Source organism: Novosphingobium resinovorum, assembly GCF_001742225.1.
In the GTDB taxonomy this organism is placed as follows: domain Bacteria; phylum Pseudomonadota; class Alphaproteobacteria; order Sphingomonadales; family Sphingomonadaceae; genus Novosphingobium; species Novosphingobium resinovorum_A.
In genome coordinates this window covers 3,353,852-3,380,630 of the sequence record NZ_CP017075.1, presented here as the reverse complement: position 1 = coordinate 3,380,630, position 26,779 = coordinate 3,353,852, and the positions used below count along the sequence as shown (strand labels likewise).

The window sequence follows — 26,779 nt, the reverse complement described above, 5'->3', positions numbered from 1 at the left end:
ATCACCCACCCGTCATCGACATGTGACGCGCCAGCGCAGGCGCCTCGCCGCGTCCGTCGATCGCGAAGTGATGGCGCTCAGGCTTGATCCGCATCGCCGTGTCCAGCGCCGCCGACAAGGCGCCTTGCGGATCGTCCGAACGCAGCGCCGCGCGCAGGTCCACCTGCTCGTTGCCGCCGAGGCAGGCATAGAGCTGCCCCGTCGCGGTGACGCGGATGCGGTTGCAGCCCTCGCAGAAGTTGTTTGTCAGCGGGGTGATCAGGCCGAGCCGTCCGCCGGTTTCCGCGACGTCCCAGTAACGCGCCGGGCCGCCGGTGCGGTGCCCGCTCGGCGCAAGCGTCCAGCGCCGGGCCAGATCCTCCTGCACCGCGACGAGCGGCAGGTAGTGGTCGAAGCGGTCTTCCTCCACTTCGCCCAGCGGCATGACCTCGATCAGCGTCGCCTCGAAGCCCTGCCCGTGCGCCCAGGCGACGATATCGGCGATCTCGTGCTCGTTGATGCCCTTGAGCGCCACCGTGTTGAGCTTGACCTTCAGGCCCGACGCCTTCGCCGCCGCCAGCCCCTCCAGCACCTGCGGCAGCGAATCGCGCCGGGTCAGCCGCGCGAAAGCCTCGCGGTCGAGGGTATCGAGCGAGACGTTGATCCGCCGCACCCCCGCCGCGCGCAGATCGTCGGCGAATTCGGCAAGGCGGGTGCCATTGGTGGTGAGGGTCAACTCTTCCAGCCCACCCTGCCCGTCAGCCGCGCCGATCCGGCGGCCGAGCGCCCGGACGAGGTCGATCATGTCGCGCCGGACCAGCGGTTCGCCGCCGGTCAGCCGCAATTTGGTGATACCGCGTGCGATGAAGCCGAGGGCAAGGTCGTGCATCTCGTCGAGCGTCAGCACGTCCTTCTTGGGAAGGAACGTCATCCGCTCCGGCATGCAGTAGGCGCAGCGCAAGTCGCAGCGGTCGGTCACCGACAGGCGCAGGTACGTGATCCTGCGCTGGAACTGGTCGACGAGGGGCTGCGACGTGCTCATTCGGACGGATATAGCACTCCGCCCGCGCCCTTGCCATTGAGCGGTAGTAATTGTCCCGTCACACCGCCTGCACCATCGAGCCAGCGTTGCGCCGCCGCCACAGCCTCCCGCTCATCGCTCTCTACCGCATTGACCCGCGAAGGTGCGAAGCGGCGGGCAAGGCCCTGCACGGCGGCAAGGCGCCAGGCGCGGTGCTCGTGATTCGCGGGCAGGAAAACCAGCGTCAGCGGATCGGCGCCGCCCGACAGCGTCGCCTCGATCCCGGGCAGCAGGCGGGCATGGAAATCGGCCGCAGCCTCGAGCGCGTCGTCCGACAGCGGCCCGAGATGGAGCAACTCGTTCAACGACGTTCCCGCGTCAGGGTCATGCCGATCAGTTCGTTGACCTCGGTGAGCGCCAGCTTGACGATCTTCACCGTCACCGCCTCGACCCGCTCGTCCTGCAGGAACAGCGTCTCACAGACGTGGTCGGCGACCGCCTCGATCAGCTTGAAATGGACACCCTGCGGCAGCGCTTCGGACGCCGCGAACTTGAGGTCCATGTAGTTCTTGCTCGCCGTCAGCGGCGTGTCAGGGGCGTAGTGGTCCGCAGGCCGCAGCTTCACCGTGATGGTGAAACGCAGGGGCTGCGGCTTGCCGGTTTCCTCCGAGTAGATGCCGGTGAGGACATCCTGCTCGAAATCGGCGACTTCAAGGATCAGCGAATCGGCCATGATGTGGGCGCCTTTAGGGGATGGCGGCGCGGATGGGAATGCCCACCCCGTCCGGCTAGGCCCTGCGGGCCAAGCCTCCCGGCCCTCCCGCATGCAGGAGGGCGCAGGGCTGTGCTCTCATTCCCCTCCCGCCTGCGGGAGGGGGCAGGGGTGGGCCTTACGCCGGGTTCGACCAGCGCGCGAAGATCGCGGTCGGCAGCAACCGCCCCTCGCCATCTTCCCGCACCGACAGGTCGCCATGCTCGATCTTCCCGGGAAGTCCGGCGAACAGCTCGTCCATCAGCCCGGCCAGCGCCAGCGAAGACATGCGCACCGCATAGACCGTCAGGAACAGGAACCGGCTGTCGGCATCGAGCAGCTTGCGGCAATCGGCGAGAAGCCCCGGAAGGTGCTCTTCCAGACGCCAGGTCTCGCCGGTGGGGCCGCGCCCGAACTTGGGCGGGTCGAGGATGATGCCGTCGTAACGCTTCTCACGCCGGACTTCGCGCGCGGCGAACTTGGCCGCGTCGTCGATCATCCAGCGCACCGGGCGGTCCTGCAGCCCCGCCAGAGCGGCGTTCTCGCGCGCCTGCGCGACGGACTTCTTGGACGCATCCACATGCGTCACCGGGCCATGGGCCGACAGCGCAAGAGTGCCGACGCCGGTATAGCCGAACAGGTTCATCGTGCTGGCATCGGTGCGCCCGGCCAGCATCCCGCGCATCCAGTCCCACACCGGCGCCATGTCCGGGAAGAAGCCGAGATGACGGAACGGGGTGCACTGCGCGGTGAACGAAACTTCGTTCCACGCCAGCGGCCAGCCATCGCGCGGCACGGCCTTGTCGAACTGCCAGCGGCCACCGCCGTCCTCGTCCGAACCAGGCACGAACTCGCCATGGGCGTCCCAATGCTCGCTCCGCGGAGTCCACATCGCCTGCGGTTCGGGGCGCACGAAGCGGTAGTCGCCGTAGCGCTCCAGCTTGCGTCCGTGGCCCGAATCGACGAGGCCGTAATCCGCCCAACCCTCTCCGGCGAGGATCAGCGGCTCTGTGACAAGCTCAGCCATCAGACTTTCGGGCTGGCGTGCGCCGCCACGAATTCGGTCACGGCCTCGAAGGTGCCGGGCAGCGTTTCGTACTTTTCCTCACGCTCGAACAGGTCGCCCACGCGGGTCGGCAGGGTCGGGCGCTGGCCGGTGGCGCGCTCGACGGCCTCGGGGAACTTGGCGGGGTGCGCGGTCGCCAGCGTGACGACCGGCACGCTCGCGTCGATGCCCGCCGTGCGCGCGGCGAAAAGACCGCAGGCGGTGTGCGGGTCGATCAGTTCGCCGGTCGCCTCGTAAGCCCAGCGGATGGTCGATGCCATTTCGTCCGCATCGGCGCGCGCCGACGAGAACAGCGCCGATGCGCCCTCACGCTGCGCGTTGGTCAGCTGCATCGCCTTGGTAGCCTCGAACCCGGCCATCTGCTCGGCCAGAGCCTTGCCGTCGCGGCCGCCGAGGTCGAACAGCAGGCGCTCGAAGTTCGAGGACACCTGAATGTCCATCGACGGCGCGGCGGTCGGCGTCACCGTCCCCTGCGAGTAATCACCCTCGGCCAACGCGCGGTGGAGAATGTCGTTCACGTTGGTCGCGACGATCAGCCTCTCGACCGGCAGACCCATCTGCGCCGCCACATAGCCCGCGAAAACGTCGCCGAAGTTGCCCGTCGGCACCGAGAACGCCACCTTGCGATGCGGTGCACCCAACTGCAGCCCGGCCGCGAAGTAATACACCACCTGCGCCATCAGGCGCGCCCAGTTGATCGAGTTCACCGCGCCGATGGCGAAGCGATCGGTCATGCCCTTGTCGTTGAATACGCGCTTCACGATCGCCTGCGCGTCGTCGAAGTTGGCGTGCTCCAGCGCGATGTTGTGCACGTTGGGCGCCAGCACCGTCGTCATCTGGCGGCGCTGCACGTCCGAAACGCGGCCCTTGGGGTGGAGCATGAAGATGTCCACCTTCGCACGCCCCGCAACCGCGTCAATCGCCGCCGACCCGGTATCACCCGAGGTTGCGCCCACGATCGTCAGGTTGCGATCCGAACGGCCAAGGAACTCCTCGAACAGCAGGCCCAGCAACTGCAGCGCCACGTCCTTGAACGCCAGCGTCGGGCCATGGAACAGCTCAAGCAACCACTGCTGCGAATCGAGCTGCTTGAGCGGCGTTACGCCGTCATGCGCGAAACGGCCGTAAGCTGCCGTGGTCAGCTCCAGCAGGCGCTCTTCGGTGAGGCTGCCCGCGACGAACGGCGCCATGACCTTGGCGGCCAGCTCGGCATAAGGAAGCCCCGCCCAGCTCGCGATTTCCTCGGCCGAGAAACGCGGCCACTCACGCGGAACGTAAAGGCCACCATCCGATGCGAGGCCGGCAAGCGTCGCGCCTTCGAAATCAAGCGCCGGAGCGCTGCCGCGGGTGCTGATATAGTCCATCGGGCGCGGTTAGCCGTGAAGGCGGGAAATGAAAAGAGCGTGAAGGGTGTGAAGAAGGAAAGAAATGAATCTGGGCCATCGCCCCAGACCCCTTAACCGTCGAGGTGACGCGCGCAGCCTCCTCCCGCGCCCACGATGAGCCGGGAGACAAAACAGCCTGCGGCGCAATGTGTGGCTGAGGCTGCTGCGCGCCCGACGACGACGGTATGGGGGTCTGGGGCGCCAAAGGTATATGGGGGGCCCCAGGACTTCCTACTTCCTCTTCCTGAGCGCCAGAAAGTAGATAACCAACGCCGTAGCCGCGAAGAAGAACCACTGCCCCGCATAAGACAAGTGGTTGTTCGGCAGATCCGCCGGATCAGGGATCGCGTTTTCCTCCAGTCCGCCAACCGCAGGCATCGCCACAAGACGCGGGCCGGGGGCGATCATGCCGGTGACGTCTCCGCCCTGCCATGCTCCAGCGTTGGGCTGGAGCGACCATCCCATCACCACCAGCGCCCTGCCACCGCCCGGCAGCGTGCATTCGGCGGTCTGGGCCACGCCGGGCTCCCCTTTGGCGTTGCTTCCGGCGATGCTGCTGCGGTCGCCTACGCCCGCGCAGACGAGATGGGCGCGGCGATAGAGCAGGTCCTTGCCGACGCCTCGGGATGTCCACTCGACGGGCTCGGGGTTCTTCTGCGCGGCGGCGTAGTGGGCCAGCAGCGCTTCCTTTTCATGGAGGCGGCGCAGTTGCCAAAAGCCCATCGCGATCATCACCGCCACGGCGGCAAGGACGATGAGGGTCGCGAAGACGGGGATGCGGCGCATGTCAGGTCCTGATGCGAAAAAGGCAGCCGAAGCGGTCTTCGGCTGCCTTTTCGGAATGAACGATCTGTTCGATCAGTGCGTGGGCCAATTAATGCGTGGGATAGCCCCAGCCGCCCCAGATGTAGACCGCGACGAAGAGGAACAGCCACACCACGTCGACGAAGTGCCAGTACCATGCCGCCGCTTCGAAGCCGAAGTGCTGGCGGGGCGTGAAGTCGCCGTTGTAGGTGCGCTTGAGGCAGACGATCAGCATGATCGTGCCGACGATCACGTGGAAGCCGTGGAAGCCGGTCGCCATGTAGAAGGCCGAGCTGTAGGTGTTGCCGCCGAAGCCGAACGGGGCATGCATGTACTCGTAGGCCTGAATGCACGAGAACAGCGCGCCGAGCAGGATCGTCGCCCACAGGCCCTTCTTGAGCCCTTCACGATCGCCATGGATCAGCGAGTGGTGCGCCCAGGTGACGGTGGTGCCCGAGCACAGCAGGATCAGCGTGTTGAGCAGCGGCAGGGCGAAGGGGTCCATGACCGCCTCGATCGCCTTGGGCGGCCACTGTCCGCCGATGACGTCCGCCAGTTCGGAGGGGAACAGCGAGAAGTCGAAGAAGGCCCAGAACCAGCCGACGAAGAACATCACTTCCGAAGCGATGAACAGGATCATGCCGTAGCGCTGGTGCAGCTGGACGACGGGCGTGTGGTCGCCCGCATGCGCCTCGTTGACGATCTTGGAGAACCACATGAACATCGAGGCCAGCAGGATCGCGAGCCCGGCCCAGGGCACGAAATGGCCGCCGGGCATCTTGTGCATGAACAGCACCATGCCGGTGGTGAAGGTGAAGGCGCCGATGGTCGTCGCCAGAGGCGCGATGTCGGGCGGAAGAATGTGGTAATCGTGGTTCTTCGTACCTGCCATGGTGCCTTCGTCCCCGTTCATCCAATCTCGTGTGCCGTCTGCCGCCCTGTTTTATCATGGCCGACGGTTCTTGGTACTTCGCTTAACTGCCCGTGCGCGGATGGTCCAGTGCCTTTGCGTCCTCCACCCGCGTGACGTGGAAGGTATAGCTCAGCGTGATCTGCTGCACGTCCTTGTTGTCCGGGTCGGTCAGGATCGCCGGATCGACGTAATAGAGCACCGGCATGCGCACTTCCTCGCCGGGCTTCAGCGTCTGCTCGGTGAAGCAGAAGCACTGGATCTTGTTGAAGTAGCGCGCGGCCTGTTCCGGCTCGACGTTGAAGCTGGCGGTGCCGGTGACGGTCTTGTCGCTGTCGTTCTTGGCCCAGAACAGCGCCATGTCGCGGGCGCCGATCGAGACCGTGTCGGTGCGCTGCAGCGGCTTGAACTGCCAGGGCATGTTGCGCTCGACATTGGCGTCGAAGCGGATCGATATCGTCCGGCCGCTGTCCTTGACGGTGGCAGCCTTGGCCTCGTCGGCGCGCTGGGTGGTGCCGCCGTAGCCGGTCACCTGACAGAAGATGCGGTAGAGCGGCACCGACGCGAACCCCAGGCCGAGCATCGCCAGCGCCGCCGAAGCGGCCGTCAGCGCGACCTTGCGGTTGGAGCGGGATTCGCCCTTCCCCGCCATCAGCCCATCTTCACGATGGAGATGCAGAACACCAGCACCACGAAGGCCGCGAGGCTGAGGCCGAGGGCGCGGTTACGGCTGCGGCGGATCTGTTCGATGGTCTTCTGTTCCTGTGGCGCGGGCATGAAACGTCCTCAAAGCGGAATGTAGCGATCGACCACGAGCGCGGCGAACAGGGCGAAAAGGTAGAGCACCGAGTAGGCGAACAGCTGCTTTTCGGGCTTCATGGCATCGTCATCGCCGCTGCGCGTGCGCAGTCCAACGCGGATCGAGAGGGCGAGGAACACCGTGGAGAGCGCCAGCGCCGAAACGCCGTAGATCGCGCCCGCATGCTCCTTGCCCGGCAGCCACCACGGCAGCGCGCTGAGCGGCAGCAGCAGCACGGCGTAAGCGAGGATCTGGCGGCGGGTCGAGCGTTCGCCCGCGACGACCGGCATCATCGGGATGCCGACCTTGGCATATTCGGTCTTCACGAAAAGCGCGAGCGCCCAGAAGTGCGGCGGCGTCCAGAAGAAGATGATCGCGAAGAGCACGACCGGCATCGTCGAGATGTGGCCGGTCGCGGCGATCCAGCCGATCAACGGCGGGAACGCGCCCGCGCCGCCGCCGATGACGATGTTCTGCGGCGTGCGCGGCTTCAGCCAGATCGTGTAGATCACGGCGTAGTAGACGATCGAGATCGCAAGGATCGCGGCGGCCAGCCAGCTGATCGCGAAGCCCATCAGGAACACCGATGCGGCGCACAGGATACCGGCAAAGTCGCGCGCGGTGGTGCGATCGAGCCGGCCCTGCGGCAGCGGGCGCTTGGCGGTGCGCTTCATCCCGGCGTCGATGTCCGCTTCCCACCACTGGTTGAGCGCGGCGGCGCCGCCTGCGCCCATGGCGATGCACAGGATCGCGGTGAAGCCGAGGACGGGGTGGATGCTTTCAGGCGCGGCGAGCAGGCCGCACAGGCCGGTGAAGATCACCAGGCTCATCACGCGCGGCTTGGTCAGCGCGATCAGGTCGCGCCAATCGGCAGGCACCGCGTTGGCGGCAGGAATCGAATTCGTGGGGGTCATGATGGGCCGCCCATACACCCGGGGACCGATTCAGGCGAGAGCCAGAACGTCTCAGCCCCATCCGGTGAAGGTTAGCGGCCGCCCCGGACAGGTCCGGGGCGGCCCGCAGGGGATCAGTGGTGCACCGTCTCGCCGATGACCGGAAGGGTCTCGAACTGGTGGTACGGCGGCGGGCTGGAGAGCGTCCACTCAAGCGTGGTCGCGCCTTCGCCCCAGTAGTTGTCACCCACCTTCTTACCGGCGGTGAAGGCGTAGATGATGTTGATGAACCAGATCACGAGGCTGAAGGCCATGACCATGTAGCCCACGGTCGCGATGTGGTTCCAGTGGGTATAGGCTTCCGCGTAGTCCGGATAGCGGCGCGGCATGCCCTGCAGGCCCAGGAAGTGCATCGGGAAGAAGATCATGTTCACGCCCACGAAGAAGATCCAGAAGTGGACGTGGGACAGGAACTCCGAGTGCATGCGGCCGCTCATCTTCGGGAACCAGTAGTAGAACCCTGCGAAGAGCGCGGTCACCGCACCCAGCGACAGCACGTAGTGGAAGTGCGCGACGACGAAGTAGGTGTCGTGCACCACGTCGTCGATGCCGCCGTTGGCAAGGTATACGCCGGTGACGCCGCCCACGGTGAACAGGAAAATGAAGCCCATCGCCCAGACCATCGGCGACTTGAACTCCACCGAACCGCCCCACATCGTGGCGATCCACGAGAAGATCTTCACGCCGGTCGGCACCGCGATGACCATGGTGGCGGCGGTGAAGTACATCTTGGTGTTCACCGAAAGCCCGGTGGCGTACATGTGGTGCGCCCACACGATGAAGCCGACCACGCCGATCGCGACCATCGCGTAAGCCATGCCGAGGTAGCCGAACACCGGCTTCTTCGAGAAGGTCGAGATGATCTGCGAGATGATGCCGAAGCCCGGCAGGATCATGATGTAGACTTCGGGGTGACCGAAGAACCAGAACAGGTGCTGGTAGAGCACCGGATCACCGCCGCCCGAAGCGTCGAAGAAGGTGGTGCCGAAGTTGCGATCGGTCAGCAGCATGGTGATCGCGGCGGCAAGGACCGGCAGCGAGAGCAGCAGCAGGAACGCGGTCACCAGCACCGACCACACGAACAGCGGCATCTTGTGGATGGTCATCCCCGGCGCGCGCATGTTGAAGATCGTGGTGATGAAGTTGATCGCGCCCATGATCGAGCCGGCACCGGCAAGGTGCAGCGCGAAGATGCCGAAGTCCACTGCGGGTCCGGGCGAACCGCTGGTCGAGAGCGGGGCATAGACCGTCCAGCCGGTGCCCGCGCCGTTACCCGTGCCGCCCGGCACGAAGGCGGAGCACAGCAGCGAGCAGAAGCCCGCCACCGTCAGCCAGAACGAGATGTTGTTCATGCGCGGGAACGCCATGTCCGGCGCGCCGATCATGATCGGCACGAACCAGTTGCCGAAGCCGCCGATGATCGCGGGCATCACCATGAAGAACACCATGATCAGACCATGCGCGGTGATGAGCACGTTCCAGGTGTGCAGCGTGGTGTTGAAGTCCGGGTTCACCGCGCCGAACCAGCGCGCGAAGGTGTCGAGGTACTGGATGCCCGGCTCGTTCAGCTCGACGCGCATCATGCCCGAGAAGGCACCGCCGATGATCCCCGCGAAGATCGCGAAGATCAGGTACATCGTGCCGATGTCCTTGTGGTTGGTCGACATGAACCAGCGCGCGAAGAACGCGGGCTTGTGTTCGGCGTGATGGCCGTGGTCTTCCGGGTGAGCCTGGAAGTGGTCAGCGGTGGTTGCCATGGTGGGGACCCTGTCCTCTCGTATCGCTATTATTCGGCTTCGGCGGTCGCTTCGCCGGCAGGCGCTTCGGAAGCAGGAGCTTCAGAAGAACCTGGGGCGGGAGCGGCGGCAGGAGCCGCAGCGGCTTCGGCGGCGGCCGCAGGCTTCTTCTGCCCGTCGATCTCCGCGCCGGCATGGGTCAGGACCCAGGCATTATACTTATCACGCGGCAGCGCCTCGACCGCGATCGGCATGTAGCCGTGCTTGGCGCCGCACAGTTCGGAGCACTGGCCGTAATAGACGCCCGGCTTCTCGATGAAGAGGACCTTCTCGTTGATGCGGCCCGGCACCGCGTCCAGCTTGAACCACAGCGAGGGCACCGCGAACGAGTGGATCACGTCGGTGGCGGTGATCTGCAGGCGGATCGGTTCGCCGACCGGCACGACCATGCGGTTGTCCACCTCGAGGTGCGACGGACCGTCCCAGGGCTTGGAGCCGACTTCGCGCACGCCGTTGTTGACCACCGGCTGGCCGGGGATGTTCAGCATGTTCGAGATCACCTCGAAGTCGCCGTTATCCGGGTAGCCGTACGTCCAGAACCACTGGTTGCCGGTGACCTTGACGGTCAGCGCGGTCTTGGGCGCGGGCTTGTACTGCTTGGCGATGAGGTCGATCGAGGGCACCGCGATGCCGATCAGGATCAGCACCGGCGCCAGCGTCCACACCACTTCGAGCACGGTGTTGTGGCTGGTTTTCGACGGCACCGGATTGGCGCGACGGTTGAAGCGCACGATGACGATGGCCAGCAGCGCCAGCACGAACAGCGAGATGATGAGGCAGATCCACAGCAGGCCGTGGTGCAGCCATTCGCCGTATTCACCCGTAGGCGAGAACTGCTGCTGGAGGTTGATACCGCCGTCGACCGGCATGCCGATGCCCGGCGTCGGCTTCATCGGGGTATAACTTCCGGCGGAAGGAGCGGCGGCGTCCTGCGCCATTGCAGGCGCGGCGAACGTCAGCACGCTGGCGAGAGCCCCGTTAAAGGATAGTCCAAGGGCTCTGCGAACCCTTCCTGCACCAATGGAAATCTTGCCCAATGTCATGGTTTTTTGCGCTTCCACTTCCTTCGAACGCCCGTGCCGTATCAACGACTTCAAGCGCACCCCTGTCATGGCGGCGTTTTTCGCCCCCTTTGGGCCGGGCTATACGCGGCCTTGCCGCCCGTCTCAAGCGCCTCTAGGGGAATTTTTGCCGCAAGCGCCAGACGAACTGCGCGCGAACACTCGAAAAACGCTCCAGAGGTATAGTTGCAAATGCTCGAAGAAGAGGTCCTCGCCGAATTCCGCGCCTGCAAGGCGCTGCTGGAAGGACACTTCCTGCTCTCGTCCGGCCGCCACAGCGCGTACTATCTTCAGTGCGCCCGCGTCCTGATGAACCCCGACCGCGCCGCGCGTCTTGCCGTCGCCATCGCATCCAAGCTGCCGCACGACATCCGCAAGCAGATCACCAAGGTCGTCTCGCCCGCGATGGGCGGCGTCATCATCGGCCAGGAGATGGGCCGCGCCCTGCAGGTCGACGCGATGTTCGTCGAGCGCCCCACCGGCACTTTCGAACTGCGCCGCGGTTTCTCGCTGGAACCGGGCGACAAGGTGCTGATGGTCGAGGACGTGGTCACCACCGGCCTGTCCAGCCGCGAAGCCATCAAGGCCATCGAGGAAGCCGGCGGCACGGTGATCGCGGCGGCCTCGCTGGTCGATCGCTCGGCCGGATCGGTGGATCTGGGCGTGCCGTTCTTCCCGCTCGTGGCGCTCAACTTCCCGACGTATGCGCCGGACGAACTGCCGCCCGAACTGGCCTCTTCGCAGGCGGTGAAGCCCGGCAGCCGCGCCCAGTAAATCTCGGAACGTCGCTCCCTGATCGGACAATCCTTCGACAAGCTCAGGATGATAGAATGAACGTGCTCAAGCCCGCCCGCCTGCGTCTCGGCGTCAACATCGACCATGTCGCGACGATCCGCAACGCGCGCGGCGGCGAGCATCCGGACCCGGCCCGCGCCGCCCAGATCGTGGCGCGCGCGGGCGGCGACGGCATCACCGTGCACTTGCGCGAGGATCGCCGCCACATCCGCGACGACGATCTCTTCCGCGTCGCGGAGGCGACCGGCCTGCCGATCAACCTGGAGATGGCGGCAACCGACGAGATGCTCGAGATCGCCCTGCGCCACCGTCCTCACGCCGCCTGCATCGTGCCCGAGCGGCGCGAGGAGCGCACGACCGAGGGCGGCCTTGACGCGGCGGGCCAGCACAATCGCCTCGCGCCGATCGTCTCGCGCCTGTCGGACGCAGGGATTCGCGTCAGCCTCTTCATCGCCCCCGAGCCGCGCCAGATCGAGGCCGCGATGAAGCTCGGCGCCCCGGTGGTGGAATTCCACACCGGCGAATATGCCCATGCCGAGGGCGAGCAGGTGGCGCATGAGCTGCGCCGGATCGTCGACATGTCGGCGCTCGCGGCCAAGAACGGCATCGAGCCGCACGCCGGGCATGGCCTGACGTACGAGAACGTCCAGCCCATCGCGGCGATTCCGCAACTGGCGGAACTCAACATCGGTCACTACCTCATCGGCGAGGCGATCTTCATCGGGCTGGAAGCCAGCGTGAAGAAGATGCGCGCGCTGATGGACGAGGTGCGGTGATGACGAAGCAAGCGGGAGCCCGGGCATGATCATCGGTCTCGGCTCGGACCTGTGCAACATCGAGCGAATCGCCAATTCGCTCGAACGCTACGGCGACCGCTTTCTGGGTCGCGTCTTCACCGAGGTGGAGCGCGCCAAGGCCGCCCGCCGCCCGCACACCATCGCGGGCACGCTGGCCAAGCGCTTCGCCGCCAAGGAGGCGTTTTCCAAGGCGGTCGGAACCGGGTTCAAGGCGGGCGTGTTCATGAAGGACATCGGCGTCGTCAACGCTCCCTCCGGTGCGCCGACGCTGGCGCTGACCGGCGGCGCGAAGGAACGGCTGGATTCCATGATCCCCGCAGGCCATGAAGCCGTGGTTCACCTGACACTCACGGACGACCACCCATGGGCGCAGGCCTTCGTGATCATCGAAGCGCGCCCCCTCTCCTAATCGCCGAGTTCCCCCCCGCATGACCGAACAGACCGCCCGGCCAGACTCCCTCGAACAGGCCAAGCCGGCAAGGCAGCCCCGCACCACCAACTGGTGGCAGGAGCTACGCGGCCTCTTCCTCATGCTGCTGGGCGTGCTGGCATTCCACTCGCTGGTGGCCAAGCCGTTCTACATCCCCTCGATCTCGATGATGCCGGGGCTGCTGGTGGGAGACCGGCTGGTCGTGTCGAAGTATCCCTACGGCTGGAACTGGTCGTCGCTGAGCTTCCACCTGCTGCCGCGCTCGACAACGCGCATCCTCGGCTCCACGCCCGCATACGGGGACATCGTCATCGTCGTGCCCGGCAATCGCAAGGCCGACCTCATCAAGCGCGTCGTCGCCCGTCCGGGAGACCGCATCGCCGTGATCGACGGCCGCATCCGCCTCAACGGCAAGTTCATCCCGCGCGAGATCGAGCCGCCGGTGCAGATCCCCGCCGACGACAAGCTGACCTGCGAAGGGCAGGAGCCGGGCCACTGCTACGACGGCTTCGAGCAATACCGCACCCGCCTGCCCTCCGGCCGCGAGGTCTACGAACTGCCGACCTACCGCGAGACGTTGCCCAACGGGGCCAGCTATCAGGTGATCGACTATGTCACGCAGAGCCTCGACAACTATCCCGAGGTCACGATCCCCGCAGGCCACGTCTTCCTGATGGGTGACGACCGTGACCGTTCGGCGGACAGCCGCGCGCCCTTCACCACCAATTGGCAGGGCCAGCCCGACGGCGGCCTCGGCGGTCCGGTGCCGCTGTCCGACATCGGCGGACGGGCGGAGTTCATCACCTTCTCGCTCGATGGCTCGCAAAGCTGGAACCCGCTGACCTGGTGGAGTTCCATGCGCGACGGGCGGGCCTTCACCAGCCTGCGCCCGCGCGTCGATCCCGCCAAGGCGTACTGACCGGGCATGGCGCGCAAGTTCCTCTACGTCATCGCGGGACTGACGGTAGCGGTGCTGGCGCTGATGCTGGCCCTTTGGTTCTGGTCCGAGGACCTGACCGAGATGGCCTTCGTGCCCAACGTTTCCTTTGCGGAACAGCAGGCGCTGCCGCCCGAATCGTGGAACAACCCGGCGATGTGGGTCGCGCGGCCGGGCCTGAAGGACGATCCCTCCTCGTGGCTCCCTCCCGGCATCGAGGCCCCCAAGACAAAACTCCCGGTCGCGGTCTTCTTCGTCCACCCCACCAGCTACATCGCGCGTGACGCCTGGAACGCCGCGCTGGACGACACAGTCAGCCGCGACCGCGCGAACCTCTTCGTGCAGGGCATGGCCAGCCCGTTCAACGAGGGCGAAGTCTGGGCGCCGCGCTACCGGCAGGCCGCCGTCGGGACCTTCCTGACCGCAAAGCCCGAAGCCGCGCAGGCGATCGACCTTGCCTACGCCGACGTGCTCGCCTCGTTCGAGATATTCACGCGCAACCTGAGGCCGGACCAGCCGATCGCGCTGGCGGGCCATAGCCAGGGCGCGTTCCTGCTGCGCCGCCTGATGCGCGACCGCATCGCCGGGACGCCGCTGGCGCAGCGCCTCGTCGGGGCATGGGTGATCGGCTGGCCGGTCTCGCTGGAGCATGACCTGCCGAAGATGGGCGTCCCCGCCTGCGAGCGCGCGGACGAGCCCGGCTGCATCGTCAGTTGGCTTTCGGTCGCCGACCCGGCGGATACCGCGATGCTGCTCAAGGCCTATGCACGGCGCACCGGGCTCGACGCGAAGTCGGTGGCGGGCAGCGCGTTCCTGTGCACCAATCCGCTGACCGGCGTGCCCGGCAGCGCCGCAGGGGCCGAGGCGAACCTCGGCACCCTCGTGCCCGACTTCAAGGCCCGTAGCGGAACCATGGCCGCGCAGGTCGTTCCCGCGACTTGCAGCCCCGACCACTTCCTCCACATCGGCCCGCCGCCCAAGCTCGACCTCGGGGCCTACGTGCTGCCGGGCAACAACTATCACCTCTATGACGTGACCCTGTTCTGGGCGAACCTCAGGGCCGATTTCGAAAGGCGCACCCAAGCGTGGCTGGCGAAGCAGCAAAAGTGACCCCGACCACCAGCGCGCTGGAGTTCCGCGAGGCCCTGCCGAACAAGGGCACGCTGCTCGGCCTCGACCTCGGCACCCAGACCATCGGCACCGCGTTCTGCGATGCCGGCTGGCGCATCGCCTCGCCCGGCAAGACGATCAAGCGCGGCAAGTTCGGCGCCGACAAGGCGCTGATGGAAAACCTGATCCGCGAACGCTCGGTCAAGGGCATCGTCATCGGGCTGCCGCTCAACATGGACGGCTCCGAAGGCCCGCGCGCACAGTCGAGCCGCGCCTATGCCCGCAACCTGTCGGTACTGGGCCTGCCGATCCTGCTATGGGACGAACGCTGGTCCACCTCCAGCGCCGAGCGCGGCCTCATCGAACAGGACATGAGCCGCGCCAAGCGCGCCACGCGTATCGATTCGGCAGCGGCGGCGGTGATCCTGCAAGGCGCCGTCGATGCGCTGGCCGGGGGGCTGTTCTAGAGGGGCGCTGGACGGAATTGCCGTAGGCGCCCTAATTGCGGACCTCGCCTGATCCTCCCTGTCGCGAAGCGATGGGGAGGGGGACCGCCGACGCAGTCGGTGGTGGAGGGGAAGAACCCCTCCGTCAGCCCTGCGGGCTGCCACCTCCCCATCGCTGCGCGACAGGGAGGATATATGGCAGTTCCCCACCCAAGCCGGACCTTCCGCTCCGCCTGACCCTGCCGAAACCCCGCCACCTCAACCCAGCGTCAGCACCACCGTCAGTCCCGCGCGCGGCGCGGTGTCTTGCAGCACATGCCGCTGTGCGTCAGCGCGGGCGCGGTCGAGGATGGCTGGCGCCACGCGCGGATCGTGGATGACGACATCGGCAGCGCCCAGCAGACGGGCCTGGCGCAGCGTCAGGTCGTCGGGATCATCGCTGCCAAGGGTGATTTCCACAAGCTCGCCCTCATCGGCGATGGCGTCCTGTAGCCAGCCATCGACCCGCTCAGCGCTGCTCGCGACAAGCGGATCGAGCATTCCGCCCGCCGTCAGCGCCGCATCCAGCGCACGGCGGCGGTCGCCTGCTTCGGGGAAACGTTCGCGTAAGCGGCCACGCGCGGCCTGCAAGGCGCTCGCCAGCACCCCCAGCGATTGCGGCAGCAGCGCTTCCAGCCGCAGCCGCAGCTGCTTGGCAAGACCCGCCGAAGCGCCTCCGGTCCCCACCGCGATCAGCACCGGCGAACGGTCGAGGATCGAAGGCACCGTGAAATCGCACAAGGCCGGACGGTCGGTGGCGTTCACCAGCATTCCCGCGCGGCGAGCCGCCGCGACGTCCGCCTCGGCCTGCGCCTCCTCCTCGTGGACGACGAAAGCCAGCCTTGCGCCCGCCGCTACGCCTTCGGAAATGTCGGTGTGGACCACGGCCCCCGCTCGCTCGACCAGCCTTCGCTTGGCTGTGGCCGCCTCCCCCTGCCCCAACACGACGACCGGGCGCCCGGCAATGCGGTGAAAAAGGGGAAGCGCTTCGATCATGCTGTCAGGCGTAGCCCGCCCACCCCGCTGCGACTAGGCGATAAATTGCCACGTCTCGCTCCCCTCCCCCTTCGACAAGCTCAGGATGAGCGGGAGGGGTTGGGGGTGGGCCTTTGTCCTTCAGTCAAGCCAGGCCGGAACCTGCTCGGCGGCGAGGATCGTGGCAGGTTCGATGCGGTTGGCGACAAGCGCCCACTTGTCGCCGTCGACCATAACCTCGGGCACCAGCGCGCGGCTGTTGTAGGTGTTCGCCATCGTCGCGCCATAGGCACCGGCGGTGCGGAACACGCCGAGGTCACCCGCCTTCACCACGTCGATTTCGCGCGCCATGGCGAACGTGTCGGAGCTTTCGCAGATGGGGCCGACGATGTTCGCGGTCATCGTCTCGCCCGAGGGGTGCACGGCCGCGAAGTCGTGCCAGGCATCGTACATCGCCGGGCGGGCGAGGTCGTTCATCGCCGCATCGACGACGATCCACGGATTCGTCGTGCCCTGCTTGACGCGCACCACTTCGGTCACGAGCACGCCCGAGTTGCCGGTGATGACACGGCCCGGCTCGAACATCAGGGTGACGCCCCAGTCGCCGGCGACCTCGGCCACCATGCGGCCATAGTCTGCGGGCGTCGGCAGGTCGTCGGTCGCCTTGTAAGGCACGCCGAGACCGCCGCCGAGATCCATGTGGGTGACGGTCAGGCCCTGCGAACGCAGCGTCTCCATCAGCGCACCCATCTTGATGAACGCCTGACGCGAGGGTTCGAGGTCGCTGATCTGGCTGCCGATGTGGACGGCAAGGCCGCGCATCTCCAGCCCCGGCAGCGCCGAGAGGCGTTCGTAGATCCCTGCCGCGCGGTCGTAGGCGACGCCGAACTTGTTCTCGGCCTTGCCGGTCGAGATCTTGGCGTGCGTGCGTGCGTCAACGTCCGGATTTACACGCAGGGTGCAGGTGGCCCTGGCGCCCAGTTCCGCAGCGATCTCGGAAAGTTCGACGCCCTCTTCCTCGCTCTCGAGATTGAACTGGCCGATCCCGGCGCGCACGGCGGCGATCAGTTCGGCGCGCGTCTTGCCGACGCCGGAGAACACCACGTCCCCGGCCTTCATGCCCGCCGCCAGCGCGCGGTTCATCTCGCCTTCGGAGACGACGTCCGCGCCGTAGCCTTCCTTGGCCAGCAGGCGCAGGACGGCGAGGTTCGGGTTGGACTTCACCGCGAAGGCGATGTGGATGCTGGGCAGCGCGGAGAGCGCTTCGCGGAAGACCCTGGCGTGCCGCGAGAGCGTGGCGCGCGAATAGACGTAAACGGGGGTGCCGACTTCGCGGGCGATTTCGGCCAGCGGCACCTGTTCGGCGTTCATCGCGCCGTCTGTGATTGCAAAATGATCCATGGAAGATTTCTTACTCGGGCTGGCCGGATGCGGCTGTAGTCGGGTCGGGCTGCGGCGCCTCGGGCGGCGGCAGGTCGAAGGGATCGTCCTGCCGCTGCTCGGAACGGGTGCGCAGTTCGACGCTGCGTTCGGGAATGGCGATGGTCGGCAGCGTGAGAAGCTCCGCCGCCGACGGTTTGTCCGCCCGGCCATAAGGCGCAGGCGGCATCGTCTGCCCCGGTTTCAGGCCGAGTGCCGACTGCTGCCCGCACGCGGCGAGGCTGAGGAGCATCAGGACGGGAACGGCCTTCTTCATCGACGTATCACTCCAGACCCAGGGCGTCGCGGGCATCCGCCACGCGCAGGCGCACCTGCTCGGGCGCGGTGCCGCCGTGCGAGTTGCGCGCGGCGACCGAAGCCTCGACCGAGAGCGCGTTGAATACGCGCTCGTCGATGCGGCTGTCGATGGCCTTGAGGTCCTCCAGCGGCAATTGATCGAGCGGCACGCCGCGCTGCTCGGCCAGCTTGACCGCGGCGCCGGTGATGTGGTGCGCCTCGCGGAAGGGAATGTCGGCCTGGCGCACCAGCCAGTCGGCCAGATCGGTGGCGGTGGCGAAGCCGAGTTCGGCGGCGGCGCGCATGCGGTCGGTCTTGAAGCGGGTGTCGGCGACCATGCCGGTCATCGCCGCGATCGACAGCGCCAGCAGGCCCGCCGCCTCGAACACCGGCGGCTTGTCGTCCTGCATGTCCTTCGAATAGGCAAGCGGCAGGCCCTTCATCGTCATCATCAGCGACATCAGGCAGCCGGAGATCCGGCCCGAGTGGCCGCGCACCAGTTCGGCCGCGTCCGGGTTCTTTTTCTGCGGCATGATCGAGCTGCCGGTGGACAGCGCATCGGGCAGCGCCACGAAGCCGAAGGGCTGGCTGGCCCAGATGATGAACTCCTCGGCCAGACGCGAGAGGTGCAGCGAGCACTGGCTGGCCGCCATCAGGTAATCGAGCGCGAAGTCGCGGTCGGACACCGAATCGAGGCTGTTGTCGGTCGGCGCGTCGAAGCCCAGCGCCTGCGCGGTCATCGTGCGGTCGATCGGGAAGCCGGTTCCGGCCAGCGCGGCGGCGCCCAGCGGGCTGCGGTTCATGCGCTTCCTCGCATCGGCGAAGCGCGAACGGTCGCGACCGATCATCTCGTAATAGGCCATCAGGTGGTGGCCCAGCGTCACCGGCTGCGCGGTCTGCAGGTGGGTGAAGCCGGGCATGATGCTGTCGGCATGTTCACCGGCACGGGTCACCAGCGCGACCTGCAGCGCCTGCAGCCCCGCATCGGCCTGGTCCATCGCATCGCGCACCCAGAGGCGGAAGTCGGTGGCGACCTGGTCGTTGCGCGAGCGCGCGGTGTGGAGGCGCCCGGCCGCCGGACCGATGAGCTGCGCGAGGCGCGACTCGGTGGTCATGTGGATGTCCTCGAGGTCCCAGTCCTCGGGCACGCCATGGGCTTCGTACTCGGCGGCGACGGCGTCGAGGCCGTCGCGGATGGTCACCGCGTCGGCGTCCGAAACGATGCCGCAGGCGCCCAGCATCGCGACGTGGGCCTTGCTGGCGGCGATGTCCTGACGCCACAATGCCTTGTCGAAGGGAATCGAGGCGTTTATCTCGCGCATGATTGCCGACGGTCCTTGTGCGAACCGTCCGCCCCACATTGCATTGGAGCCTGTCGCCTTGCTGTCTTCCCGTTCGCTCAAGTCGCTCGTCCTGTGTTCGCTGGCCGGGGCCTCGGCCCTCGTGATTGCGGGCTGCGATAGTAAAGGGAACAAGGACGCGCAACCGGCGCCTTCCGAAGAAGCATCGCAAGCCGGCGCGGCAAAGCCCGCCGAGGCCGGCGGCAAGGTCGATCGCTCGCACAAGGGCGAGCCGATGCCGACCGTCAGCCTAGTCGACAACACCGGGGAAAGCCTCGACCTCTCCTCGTTCAAGGGCAAGCCGCTGCTGGTCAACCTGTGGGCCACGTGGTGCGCACCGTGCATCGCGGAAATGCCCACGCTCAACAAGCTGATCGACCGCGAGGGCGAACTGGGCGTGACGATCCTGCCGATCTCGCAGGACATGGGCCAGACCGACAAGGTCGTCGAAATCCTGCGCCGCCGCGAACTGGAGCAGATCCAGCCCTGGGTGGACGAGCAGGGCGACCTCGGCTTCCAGTACGGGGGCAACCTGCCGGTCACCATCATGTTCGACAGGCAAGGCAAGGAAGTGTGGCGCTATACCGGCGGCAACGACTGGACCTCGCCCGAGGCGCTCAAGCTGATCGCCGAGGCCAAGTAAGCCGGCGCCTTATCACGGGGACGGGTTTACATGGGTGACACGGTCCAGAGGGAAAAGGTGTCACCTTGCTGGGTCCGGGTTCGATGGGCTAAGCATCGCCGCCATGTACCGGACGGGATGGTGTGTAGAAAAGCGGACCTTCGGCAAGCGCCCCAAAGCTGATCTAGCGCTTTGCCCACCCCTGCCCCCTCCCGCAAGCGGGAGGGGAATGAAAGCGCACCGCTTTGCCCTCCCGCTTGCGGGAGGGCCGGGAGGCTTGAGAGCGAAGCGAACTAGCCGGGACGGGGTGGGCCAGCGCAACGTCCGCTCATCCCCCCCTTTTGCCGTCATTCAAACACCATCGTCATCCCAGCGAAGGCTGGGACCGTTATGACCATGTTGCACCCTTTCAGCAGACCCTTTCCAGCTTCATCCCGGCCTCGCCGAGAGGTTGCGACATGACGAGAGCGGTCCCAGCCTTCGCTGGGATGACGATCTGATTTTCGATCGACCGTTCCCCAACCAAAACAGACCTCCAACTCCGCTCAGCCTGAGCTTGTCGAAGGCCCCGAGGCCTGGCGCCACGCTTCCCATGCGGCATGAGCGGCATAAGGCCGGCCAGTTCCCGTCTCATACAAACGAAAACGGCCTCCCGGTTTCCCGGAAGGCCGCTCTCGGTGAAGCCTTGGCGCCTTACTGGCAGGCCCCGCTCACTGGCAGGCCAGGCACTCGTCGTAGTCGGTCGAGCCGCCGCTGGCAGCCAGTTCGAACTTGGGCAGTTCGCTGGTGTTGTCGGCTTCTACGCCGCCCGCGAAACCGGCGCGCTGCACCGACTTCGAGCGCAGGTAGTAAAGCGACTTGATGCCCTTTTCCCATGCCTGGAAGTGGAGCATCATCAGGTCCCACTTGTCGACGTCGGCCGGGATGAACAGGTTCAGCGACTGCGCCTGGTCGATGTAAGGCGTACGGTCAGCCGCGAATTCGAGCAGCCAGCGCTGGTCGATCTCGAAGCTGGTCTTGTAGACCGCCTTCTCGTCAGCCGAGAGGAAGTCGAGGTGCTGGACCGAGCCGTTCTGCTCGAGGATCGAATTCCACACGTTGTTGGAATCCTTGGACTTCGAGGCCAGCAGCTTCTGCAGGTAGGGGTTCTTCACCACGAAGCTGCCCGAAAGCGTCTTGTGGGTGTAGATGTTCGCCGGGATCGGCTCGATGCAGGCCGAGGTGCCGCCGCAGATGATCGAGATCGACGCGGTCGGCGCGATCGCCATCTTGCAGCTGAAACGCTCCATCACGCCCTGGTCGGCGGCGTCGAGGCACGGTCCGCGCTCCTTGGCGAGCATCATCGAGGCTTCGTTGGCCTTGGCGTTGATGTGCTGGAACATCTGCAGGTTCAGCGCCTTGGCCATCGCGCTTTCGAAGCCGATGCCCTTCTTCTGCAGGTACGAGTGGAAGCCCATCACGCCCATGCCGACCGAACGCTCACGCTCCGCCGAGTAGCGGGCGCGGGCCATTTCGTCCGGCGCGCGGTCGATGTAGTCCTGCAGGACGTTGTCGAGGAAGCGCAGCACGTCCTCGATGAAGCGCTTGTCACCCTTCCACTCTTCCCAGGTCTCGATGTTGAGCGAGGAAAGGCAGCACACCGCCGTACGGTCGTTACCGAGGTGGTCGCGGCCAGTGGGCAGAGTGATTTCCGAGCACAGGTTCGAAGTCGAGACCTTGAGGCCGAGATCGCGGTGATGCTTGGGCATCATGCGGTTCACGGTGTCGGAGAACACGAGGTAGGGCTCACCGGTGGCGAGGCGCACTTCGACCAGCTTCTGGAACAGCGAGCGGGCGTGAACCTTGCCGCGCACCGAGCCGTCCTTGGGGCTGCGCAGGGCGAAGTCGGTGCCGTCGCGCACGGCTTCCATGAACTCGTCGGTCAGCAGCACGCCGTGGTGCAGGTTGAGCGCCTTGCGGTTGAAGTCGCCGGAGGTCTTGCGGATCTCCAGGAACTCCTCGATCTCGGGGTGCGAGACATCGAGGTAGCAGGCGGCCGAGCCGCGGCGCAGCGAGCCCTGCGAAATCGCGAGGGTCAGCGAATCCATCACGCGCACGAAGGGGATGATGCCGCTGGTCTTGCCATTCAGGCCGACCGGCTCGCCGATGCCGCGCACGTTGCCCCAGTAAGTGCCGATGCCGCCGCCGCGCGAGGCGAGCCAGACGTTCTCGTTCCAGGTGGCGACGATGCCTTCGAGGCTGTCCTCGACCGAGTTGAGGTAGCACGAGATCGGCAACCCGCGCCCGGTGCCGCCGTTCGACAGGACCGGGGTGGCAGGCATGAACCACAGGCGCGAGATGTAGTCGTACAGGCGCTGCGCGTGCTCCTGGTCGTCCGCATAGGCATCGGCCACGCGGGCGAAGAGGTCCTGATACTTCTCGCCGGGAAGCAGGTAGCGGTCGTCGAGCGTTTCCTTGCCGAAGTCGGTCAGGAGCGCATCGCGCGACGCATCGGTGACGATGGTGAAGCGGCGATCGTGGATCGTCTTGGAATCGACGGCCTTCTTCTTCGTCTTCGGCGCCTCGACCACCAGATCGGCGGCCAAAGTATCGGTCTTGTCCATGGCCACGGCCGAGGCTTCCTTTTTCATCGCCGCTTCGGAGACATGCCCGGCAAGGAGCGACTCCATATCGACTTGCGCGGGATCCGCGTAGCTCACATCCGAATCAGACACGTGTCCGTCGCTTCCATTCCTGAAGTCCACTGGTGCGCCCCCAATGTATCGTCAAAACCTGTCATCGAACCGCCACGGGGGCGATCCAAACTGCTTTCGGCGGCCAAGCGGGCCGGCACCGAGTCGAAGGGCGCTCAAGAACGTCCCATCTATCAGAACCAGCACAAAAAGAGAACGACATTCCCTGCCAGACCACCGGCGCGCCAGTTCGAGAAGTCTGGTCCCAAGTTCCCTGAAGGGCTCCGCACGGGCCTTTCGGCTTATGCGCTGTATCCCTAGGTATTGAGGCCTCTCGATCGGCGCGACACAACCTATAGTGCCCTTTCCAGCGAGAGGTTCAAGAGGGGGGCTGCAAACGGCATCGGTCCGCGCATTCGTCACAGGGCCGTCACCTCCCTGCCGCGACGCGCCGAATTTCCGTTGTCTTCCAGAAGCGCAACCCTTTGAATCGCCCCTCGCCTCCTAAATTTTTCCACATAAATCACCGGTGAGACGAATCGGGCGTGCGACGAACCGAGGCGGTCAAGATCCGGCGCGACGCTTTTCCCCGGCAGACCCATCGGCTTTCGTCGAGATGCGTGCGCCGCTTGACGAGGACCTGCAACCACTGGCCTCCTCGCCGCTTATCAGCGTGAATGCGAAAGCGCTGCGGCGCGAAGGGGAGTCATACAGTACATGTTCAACATCATCGGCGCCATCATCAGCGGCCTCGTCATTGGCGCGCTGGCCCGGTTCTTCTATCCGGGTGCAGTGCCCATGGGTTGGATCGCGACGATCCTGCTGGGCGTCGGCGGCTCGCTGCTGGCGGGGCTGGTGACGAGCCGCGGGCGCGGCGATTTCAGCCGCGCCGGATGCCTGGCCTCGGTGATCGGCGCGATCGTGCTGATCTTCCTCGGGCGGGTGCTGCATATCGGGTAAAGGTACGGCCCACCCCGTCCGGCTAGGCAGCAAGCTGCCAAGCCTACCGGCCCTCCCGCAAGCGGGAGGGCTATTACCTTACCTTGCTCCCCTCCCGCTTGCGGGAGGGGCCGGGGGTGGAACTTTCTTCCTTCTTTACGGAACCAGCACGGTATCCAGCGGCTGCGCATCCGCCGCCGGATAATCCAGCGTGTAGTGCAGCCCCCGGCTCTCGTGTCGCTTGAGAGCGGATTCGACGATCAGTTCCGCACTCTGCAGCAGGTTGCGCAATTCGATCAGGTCGGTCGAGACGCGGAAGTGGCGGTAGTATTCCTCGGTCTCGCCATTGAGCATCTGGATGCGGTGCATGGCGCGCTCCAGCCGCTTGGTGGTGCGCACGATGCCGACGTAGTTCCACATGAAGCGGCGGATCTCGGTCCAGTTCTGCTTGATGACGACTTCCTCGTCGGAATCGGTCACGCGGCTTTCGTCCCAGGCGCGCACTTGCGGCGGCGCCTCGAAGCTGTCCCACTTCGCGAGGATGTCGGCAGCCGCCGCCTCGCCGAAGACGAAGCATTCGAGCAGCGAGTTGGACGCAAGCCGGTTCGCTCCATGCAGCCCGCTCTCGGTGCACTCGCCGGCCGCATAGAGCCCCGGCAGGTCAGTGCGGCCGTCGAGGTCCACGAGGATGCCGCCGCAGGTATAGTGCTGTGCGGGCACGACCGGGATCGGCTCCTTCGTCATGTCGATGCCGAGGCCCATCAGCTTCTCGTAGATGTTCGGGAAGTGCGCCTTCACGAAGTCTTCGGGCTGGTGGCTGATGTCGAGGTGGACGTAATCCAGGCCGAAGCGCTTGATCTCGGAGTCGATGGCGCGCGCCACGACGTCGCGCGGGGCCAGTTCCAGCCGTTCAGGATCGTAGAAGGTCATGAAGCGCTTGCCGGTGCGCGGATTGATCAGGTGCCCGCCCTCGCCGCGCACCGCCTCGGTGATGAGGAAGTTCTTGACCTCAAGATTGTAGAGGCAGGTCGGGTGGAACTGCATCATCTCCATGTTGGAGACGCGCGCGCCCGCGCGCCAGGCCATGGCGATGCCGTCTCCGGTGGCGCCTCGCGGGGCGGTGCTGAACTGGTAGACACGGCCCGCGCCGCCCGTCGCCAGAACCGTGGCACGGGCGGTGAAGGCCTCGACCCGGCCGCTCGCCTCGTTCAGCGCATAGACGCCCCAGACGCGGCCCGAACCGGAATAGCGCTGCTCGTGGCGCCCGGTGATCAGGTCGATGCACGAATAGCCGGGGAGCAGGGTGATGTTGGGGTGCGCCTCGGCGGCCTGCAGCAGCGCCTGCTGCACCGCCCAACCGGTGGCGTCGGCAACGTGGACGATGCGGCGGTGCGAATGGCCGCCCTCACGCGTGAGGTGAAGCGCCTCCCCGTCCGTGTTGAACGGCACGCCCAGTTCGACCAGCCGCTCGATCGCATGGGGTGCCCGCTCAATGACGAACTCCACCGTCTCGCGCCGGTTGAGGCCAGCGCCTGCGACCATGGTGTCGCGGACATGCTCCTCGAAAGTATCGCCGGCATCGAGCACGGCGGCGATGCCGCCCTGCGCCCAGGCCGTCGAACCGCCGGTCAGCGTGCCCTTGGCCAATACCGCGACCTTGACCTTGTCGGCTACCGCTAACGCAGCCGTAAGTCCGGCCGCACCGGAACCGATCACAAGGACGTCGAATGCGCCGGCGGCGCTGGATGGCGTTTCCATGACGCCGCTCCTAGCGCCCGTTGCACGGGGATCGCAATAGTTTGCGCGCGCCGCCACTTGCATGTTGCGGTGCGGTATCGTTCTTATATAAGATAGACCAAGTCATTACAAACACGGTTAACTTACGGCGATTTTGCTTCTTGCCAAGCACGTTGATTAGTCTAGTCAGCTTTCGCTTCTCATTGAGGAACCTATCTCGTGGCGATCTCGATTCCGCTTTGCTTTGCCAATAGGCATGAACCGGTGCGCAACGATGTGAAATGGGATGGCCTCAATTATACCGGCACCTGTAAAAATTGCGGAAAGACTATTCGCCGACAGAAGCACAAGGTCTGGAAACTTGACGACAGCGAAGCAGCCGACAAGTAAGTAAGAATCCTTAGCTTTACGAAATGCCCCTCATCCTCCTGAATATTATTAAGGAAAAAAGGGGATACAGGCCTTTGCTTGGCCCCGGCCGCCTCAATGTAAAATTTTGTTAATCGCGCACGTAAAGGCGCCCCCGGGCGAGGCCCGGGAAATATGAGACAGCTGCATCATATTTGAAAACGGCGACGAGTCGTTTCGCTCGTGCGCCGAGTCGCCGGTTATACTCAGGCTGCCGAACGCACCGCGCTGGTCAGGCTGACGAACACGTCTTCGAGGTCCGCTTCGCGAGTCGTCACGTCGACGATCGCGAAACCTTGCGCCTGCAAGGCCGACATGATCTCGCCCGCATTGGCGCGATCCTTGTCGTACGTGATCTCCAGAACCCGCTCGCCGGTCTTCACGCACTTGATGAAGCCGGGGTGGCTGGGCAGTTCGGTAACGTCGCGGTCCAGCGTCAGGACGATGATCTTCTCACGCGCCATGCCGACCAGTTCGCGGGTCGGCTTGTTGGTGATCAGTTCGCCGTGGTTGATGATCGCGATGCGGTCGCACAGTTCCTCGGCTTCCTCGAGGTAGTGCGTGGTCAGCACGATCGTCGCGCCTTCCTTGTTGAGTTCGCCCACCAGTTCCCAGAGCTGGCGGCGCAGCTCGACATCGACGCCCGCCGTCGGCTCGTCGAGCACCAGCACGGGCGGGCGATGGACCAGCGCCTTGGCGATCAGCAGGCGGCGTTTCATGCCGCCCGACAGCGTGCGGGCATAGGCATCGCGCTTGTCGGCAAGGTGGACCGCGCGCAGCAAGTCTTCCGAGCGGCGCAGCGCTTTGGTGATGCCATAGAGCCCGGCCTGGATCTCCAGCACCTCGAACGGCGTGAAGAACGGGTCGAAGACGATCTCCTGCGGGACGATGCCAATCGCGCGCTTGGCGTTGCGCTGGTCGCGGTCGATGTCGAAGCCCCAGATGTCCACCGAGCCCGAGGTCTTCATGACCATGCCCGCCAGGATGTTGATCAACGTCGACTTGCCCGCACCGTTGGGGCCGAGGAGGCCGAAGATGCCGCCCTCCGGCACATCGAACGAGACCCCCTTCAATGCCAGCTTGCCCTCGCCGCCTCCGGCCGGGGCATAGCGCTTGACGAGGTCACGGATGGCGATTGCGGGCGTGGAAGTGCTCATGGCCGTGCATGTGGGCCATGATCGCCACGACGTAAAGACTGCAGGTGCCGCGTTGACGCTTCCTTGGCGCACGATATGATCCACAATATATCACTACGAGTCGCTAATCGAGCGACCGATACTGGAGAGCGCCC

At 65.8% G+C, this 26,779-nt stretch carries 28 protein-coding genes; 9 read left to right on the top strand and 19 right to left on the bottom strand.

What is annotated here, in order from left to right; translation table 11 throughout:
• Position 1: 1 nt before the first annotated feature.
• The 12 genes from moaA to coxB all read right to left on the bottom strand — a co-directional run bounded on the left by moaA (position 2) and on the right by coxB (position 10,507).
• Positions 2 to 1,021 (bottom strand): GTP 3',8-cyclase MoaA, encoded by a 1,020-nt coding sequence (gene moaA, locus BES08_RS15745; RefSeq protein WP_069708867.1) that lies wholly within the window; start codon positions 1,019 to 1,021, stop codon positions 2 to 4.
• Complete coding sequence (locus tag BES08_RS15740; RefSeq protein WP_036529442.1) at positions 1,018 to 1,365, bottom strand: Rossmann fold domain-containing protein; 348 nt, start codon at positions 1,363 to 1,365, stop codon at positions 1,018 to 1,020. Before BES08_RS15740 ends, moaA begins: the two co-directional genes overlap by 4 nt.
• Entirely contained in the window at positions 1,362 to 1,733 is a 372-nt protein-coding gene (locus tag BES08_RS15735) for a dihydroneopterin aldolase (RefSeq protein ID WP_008830633.1), read from the bottom strand. Before BES08_RS15735 ends, BES08_RS15740 begins: the two co-directional genes overlap by 4 nt.
• 157 nt (positions 1,734 to 1,890) lie before the next feature.
• Positions 1,891 to 2,778, bottom strand: a complete 888-nt coding sequence (locus tag BES08_RS15730) for a class I SAM-dependent methyltransferase (RefSeq protein WP_069708866.1) — start codon at positions 2,776 to 2,778, stop codon at positions 1,891 to 1,893.
• Positions 2,778 to 4,181, bottom strand: a complete 1,404-nt coding sequence (gene thrC, locus BES08_RS15725; protein WP_008831557.1) for a threonine synthase — start codon at positions 4,179 to 4,181, stop codon at positions 2,778 to 2,780. Before thrC ends, BES08_RS15730 begins: the two co-directional genes overlap by 1 nt.
• Positions 4,182 to 4,433: 252 nt before the next feature.
• On the bottom strand, positions 4,434 to 4,988 hold the full coding sequence (locus BES08_RS15720; RefSeq protein ID WP_069708865.1) for an SURF1 family cytochrome oxidase biogenesis protein: 555 nt from the start codon (positions 4,986 to 4,988) through the stop codon (positions 4,434 to 4,436).
• Positions 4,989 to 5,076: 88 nt separating this feature from the next.
• Entirely contained in the window at positions 5,077 to 5,898 is an 822-nt protein-coding gene (locus BES08_RS15715; protein ID WP_008831555.1) for a cytochrome c oxidase subunit 3, read from the bottom strand.
• Positions 5,899 to 5,980: 82 nt separating this feature from the next.
• A complete protein-coding gene (locus tag BES08_RS15710) occupies positions 5,981 to 6,568 on the bottom strand; it encodes a cytochrome c oxidase assembly protein (RefSeq protein ID WP_069708864.1) in 588 nt (195 codons plus the stop codon).
• The gene (locus tag BES08_RS34505; protein ID WP_256434530.1) at positions 6,568 to 6,693 is read right to left on the bottom strand and encodes a cytochrome c oxidase system small membrane protein; all 126 of its coding nucleotides are present in this window, start codon (positions 6,691 to 6,693) and stop codon (positions 6,568 to 6,570) included. Before BES08_RS34505 ends, BES08_RS15710 begins: the two co-directional genes overlap by 1 nt.
• A 9-nt stretch (positions 6,694 to 6,702) precedes the next feature.
• Positions 6,703 to 7,629 carry a heme o synthase gene (locus BES08_RS15705; RefSeq protein WP_069708863.1) on the bottom strand — a complete coding sequence of 309 codons (927 nt, stop codon included), beginning with the start codon at positions 7,627 to 7,629 and terminating at the stop codon, positions 6,703 to 6,705.
• Positions 7,630 to 7,742: 113 nt separating this feature from the next.
• Entirely contained in the window at positions 7,743 to 9,425 is a 1,683-nt protein-coding gene (ctaD, locus tag BES08_RS15700) for a cytochrome c oxidase subunit I (RefSeq protein WP_008831552.1), read from the bottom strand.
• 29 nt (positions 9,426 to 9,454) lie between these two features.
• On the bottom strand, positions 9,455 to 10,507 hold the full coding sequence (coxB, locus tag BES08_RS15695) for a cytochrome c oxidase subunit II (RefSeq protein ID WP_069708862.1): 1,053 nt from the start codon (positions 10,505 to 10,507) through the stop codon (positions 9,455 to 9,457).
• Between the two features lie 210 nt (positions 10,508 to 10,717).
• Between coxB and pyrE the strand changes: the two genes are divergently transcribed.
• From pyrE to ruvX, 6 genes are read left to right on the top strand one after another with little or no spacing between them, the layout of a single operon-like run.
• Positions 10,718 to 11,299 (top strand): orotate phosphoribosyltransferase, encoded by a 582-nt coding sequence (gene pyrE, locus BES08_RS15690; RefSeq protein WP_008831550.1) that lies wholly within the window; start codon positions 10,718 to 10,720, stop codon positions 11,297 to 11,299.
• Between the two features lie 56 nt (positions 11,300 to 11,355).
• Positions 11,356 to 12,096, top strand: a complete 741-nt coding sequence (locus BES08_RS15685) for a pyridoxine 5'-phosphate synthase (protein WP_008831549.1) — start codon at positions 11,356 to 11,358, stop codon at positions 12,094 to 12,096.
• A 25-nt stretch (positions 12,097 to 12,121) separates the two neighbouring features.
• Complete coding sequence (gene acpS, locus BES08_RS15680) at positions 12,122 to 12,526, top strand: holo-ACP synthase (protein WP_069708861.1); 405 nt, start codon at positions 12,122 to 12,124, stop codon at positions 12,524 to 12,526.
• A gap of 19 nt (positions 12,527 to 12,545) precedes the next feature.
• The gene (gene lepB, locus BES08_RS15675) at positions 12,546 to 13,466 is read left to right on the top strand and encodes a signal peptidase I (protein ID WP_008831547.1); all 921 of its coding nucleotides are present in this window, start codon (positions 12,546 to 12,548) and stop codon (positions 13,464 to 13,466) included.
• 6 nt (positions 13,467 to 13,472) lie between these two features.
• Positions 13,473 to 14,594, top strand: a complete 1,122-nt coding sequence (locus tag BES08_RS15670; RefSeq protein WP_069708860.1) for a DUF3089 domain-containing protein — start codon at positions 13,473 to 13,475, stop codon at positions 14,592 to 14,594.
• Complete coding sequence (ruvX, locus tag BES08_RS15665; protein ID WP_069708859.1) at positions 14,570 to 15,061, top strand: Holliday junction resolvase RuvX; 492 nt, start codon at positions 14,570 to 14,572, stop codon at positions 15,059 to 15,061. The genes BES08_RS15670 and ruvX overlap by 25 nt, the downstream gene beginning before the upstream one ends.
• Before the next feature lie 237 nt (positions 15,062 to 15,298).
• Here ruvX and BES08_RS15660 read toward each other — a convergent pair whose 3' ends face one another.
• From BES08_RS15660 to argH, 4 genes are all read right to left on the bottom strand, one after another.
• Positions 15,299 to 16,075, bottom strand: coding sequence for a precorrin-2 dehydrogenase/sirohydrochlorin ferrochelatase family protein (locus BES08_RS15660; RefSeq protein WP_069708858.1), 777 nt, complete (start codon positions 16,073 to 16,075; stop codon positions 15,299 to 15,301).
• 120 nt (positions 16,076 to 16,195) lie between these two features.
• Positions 16,196 to 17,455: a diaminopimelate decarboxylase gene (gene lysA, locus BES08_RS15655; RefSeq protein WP_069708857.1), complete on the bottom strand. Its 1,260-nt coding sequence runs from the start codon at positions 17,453 to 17,455 to the stop codon at positions 16,196 to 16,198.
• Positions 17,456 to 17,465: 10 nt separating this feature from the next.
• Positions 17,466 to 17,750, bottom strand: a complete 285-nt coding sequence (locus BES08_RS15650; protein WP_008829988.1) for a hypothetical protein — start codon at positions 17,748 to 17,750, stop codon at positions 17,466 to 17,468.
• Positions 17,751 to 17,757: 7 nt separating this feature from the next.
• Entirely contained in the window at positions 17,758 to 19,131 is a 1,374-nt protein-coding gene (gene argH / locus BES08_RS15645; protein WP_069708856.1) for an argininosuccinate lyase, read from the bottom strand.
• Between the two features lie 19 nt (positions 19,132 to 19,150).
• Between argH and BES08_RS15640 the strand changes: the two genes are divergently transcribed.
• Positions 19,151 to 19,753 carry a TlpA family protein disulfide reductase gene (locus tag BES08_RS15640; RefSeq protein ID WP_036529461.1) on the top strand — a complete coding sequence of 201 codons (603 nt, stop codon included), beginning with the start codon at positions 19,151 to 19,153 and terminating at the stop codon, positions 19,751 to 19,753.
• A 689-nt stretch (positions 19,754 to 20,442) separates the two neighbouring features.
• Here the strand turns inward: BES08_RS15640 and BES08_RS15630 are convergent.
• Complete coding sequence (locus BES08_RS15630) at positions 20,443 to 22,401, bottom strand: ribonucleoside-diphosphate reductase subunit alpha (RefSeq protein WP_236727469.1); 1,959 nt, start codon at positions 22,399 to 22,401, stop codon at positions 20,443 to 20,445.
• A 720-nt stretch (positions 22,402 to 23,121) separates the two neighbouring features.
• On the opposite strand from BES08_RS15630, the gene BES08_RS15625 reads away from it, so the two are divergent.
• Positions 23,122 to 23,364, top strand: coding sequence for a GlsB/YeaQ/YmgE family stress response membrane protein (locus tag BES08_RS15625; protein ID WP_008831211.1), 243 nt, complete (start codon positions 23,122 to 23,124; stop codon positions 23,362 to 23,364).
• 135 nt (positions 23,365 to 23,499) lie between these two features.
• Here BES08_RS15625 and nadB read toward each other — a convergent pair whose 3' ends face one another.
• Complete coding sequence (gene nadB / locus BES08_RS15620; RefSeq protein WP_069708854.1) at positions 23,500 to 25,101, bottom strand: L-aspartate oxidase; 1,602 nt, start codon at positions 25,099 to 25,101, stop codon at positions 23,500 to 23,502.
• 198 nt (positions 25,102 to 25,299) lie between these two features.
• Here nadB and BES08_RS32960 point away from each other — a divergent pair, with 198 nt between their 5' ends.
• A complete protein-coding gene (locus tag BES08_RS32960) occupies positions 25,300 to 25,470 on the top strand; it encodes a hypothetical protein (RefSeq protein WP_155986451.1) in 171 nt (56 codons plus the stop codon).
• A 224-nt stretch (positions 25,471 to 25,694) separates the two neighbouring features.
• Here BES08_RS32960 and BES08_RS15615 read toward each other — a convergent pair whose 3' ends face one another.
• Positions 25,695 to 26,645: an ABC transporter ATP-binding protein gene (locus tag BES08_RS15615; RefSeq protein ID WP_008831209.1), complete on the bottom strand. Its 951-nt coding sequence runs from the start codon at positions 26,643 to 26,645 to the stop codon at positions 25,695 to 25,697.
• Positions 26,646 to 26,779: the final 134 nt, after the last annotated feature.

What these genes read in the sequence shown, in the direction of transcription:
- acpS (WP_069708861.1), top strand. Translation starts at nt 12,122, where the DNA reads ATGATCATCGGTCTCGGCTCGGACCTGTGCAACATCGAGCGAATCGCC.
- thrC (WP_008831557.1), bottom strand. Translation starts at nt 4,181, where the DNA reads ATGGACTATATCAGCACCCGCGGCAGCGCTCCGGCGCTTGATTTCGAA.
- BES08_RS15720 (WP_069708865.1), bottom strand. Translation starts at nt 4,988, where the DNA reads ATGCGCCGCATCCCCGTCTTCGCGACCCTCATCGTCCTTGCCGCCGTG.
- BES08_RS15715 (WP_008831555.1), bottom strand. Translation starts at nt 5,898, where the DNA reads ATGGCAGGTACGAAGAACCACGATTACCACATTCTTCCGCCCGACATC.
- lysA (WP_069708857.1), bottom strand. Translation starts at nt 17,455, where the DNA reads ATGGATCATTTTGCAATCACAGACGGCGCGATGAACGCCGAACAGGTG.
- BES08_RS15615 (WP_008831209.1), bottom strand. Translation starts at nt 26,645, where the DNA reads ATGAGCACTTCCACGCCCGCAATCGCCATCCGTGACCTCGTCAAGCGC.
- coxB (WP_069708862.1), bottom strand. Translation starts at nt 10,507, where the DNA reads ATGACATTGGGCAAGATTTCCATTGGTGCAGGAAGGGTTCGCAGAGCC.
- pyrE (WP_008831550.1), top strand. Translation starts at nt 10,718, where the DNA reads ATGCTCGAAGAAGAGGTCCTCGCCGAATTCCGCGCCTGCAAGGCGCTG.
- nadB (WP_069708854.1), bottom strand. Translation starts at nt 25,101, where the DNA reads ATGGAAACGCCATCCAGCGCCGCCGGCGCATTCGACGTCCTTGTGATC.
- BES08_RS15710 (WP_069708864.1), bottom strand. Translation starts at nt 6,568, where the DNA reads ATGGCGGGGAAGGGCGAATCCCGCTCCAACCGCAAGGTCGCGCTGACG.
- BES08_RS15685 (WP_008831549.1), top strand. Translation starts at nt 11,356, where the DNA reads ATGAACGTGCTCAAGCCCGCCCGCCTGCGTCTCGGCGTCAACATCGAC.
- moaA (WP_069708867.1), bottom strand. Translation starts at nt 1,021, where the DNA reads ATGAGCACGTCGCAGCCCCTCGTCGACCAGTTCCAGCGCAGGATCACG.
- lepB (WP_008831547.1), top strand. Translation starts at nt 12,546, where the DNA reads ATGACCGAACAGACCGCCCGGCCAGACTCCCTCGAACAGGCCAAGCCG.
- argH (WP_069708856.1), bottom strand. Translation starts at nt 19,131, where the DNA reads ATGTGGGGCGGACGGTTCGCACAAGGACCGTCGGCAATCATGCGCGAG.
- BES08_RS15735 (WP_008830633.1), bottom strand. Translation starts at nt 1,733, where the DNA reads ATGGCCGATTCGCTGATCCTTGAAGTCGCCGATTTCGAGCAGGATGTC.
- BES08_RS15625 (WP_008831211.1), top strand. Translation starts at nt 23,122, where the DNA reads ATGTTCAACATCATCGGCGCCATCATCAGCGGCCTCGTCATTGGCGCG.
- BES08_RS15630 (WP_236727469.1), bottom strand. Translation starts at nt 22,401, where the DNA reads ATGGAGTCGCTCCTTGCCGGGCATGTCTCCGAAGCGGCGATGAAAAAG.
- BES08_RS15730 (WP_069708866.1), bottom strand. Translation starts at nt 2,778, where the DNA reads ATGGCTGAGCTTGTCACAGAGCCGCTGATCCTCGCCGGAGAGGGTTGG.
- ctaD (WP_008831552.1), bottom strand. Translation starts at nt 9,425, where the DNA reads ATGGCAACCACCGCTGACCACTTCCAGGCTCACCCGGAAGACCACGGC.
- BES08_RS34505 (WP_256434530.1), bottom strand. Translation starts at nt 6,693, where the DNA reads ATGCCCGCGCCACAGGAACAGAAGACCATCGAACAGATCCGCCGCAGC.
- BES08_RS15660 (WP_069708858.1), bottom strand. Translation starts at nt 16,075, where the DNA reads ATGATCGAAGCGCTTCCCCTTTTTCACCGCATTGCCGGGCGCCCGGTC.
- BES08_RS15705 (WP_069708863.1), bottom strand. Translation starts at nt 7,629, where the DNA reads ATGACCCCCACGAATTCGATTCCTGCCGCCAACGCGGTGCCTGCCGAT.
- BES08_RS15650 (WP_008829988.1), bottom strand. Translation starts at nt 17,750, where the DNA reads ATGAAGAAGGCCGTTCCCGTCCTGATGCTCCTCAGCCTCGCCGCGTGC.
- BES08_RS15670 (WP_069708860.1), top strand. Translation starts at nt 13,473, where the DNA reads ATGGCGCGCAAGTTCCTCTACGTCATCGCGGGACTGACGGTAGCGGTG.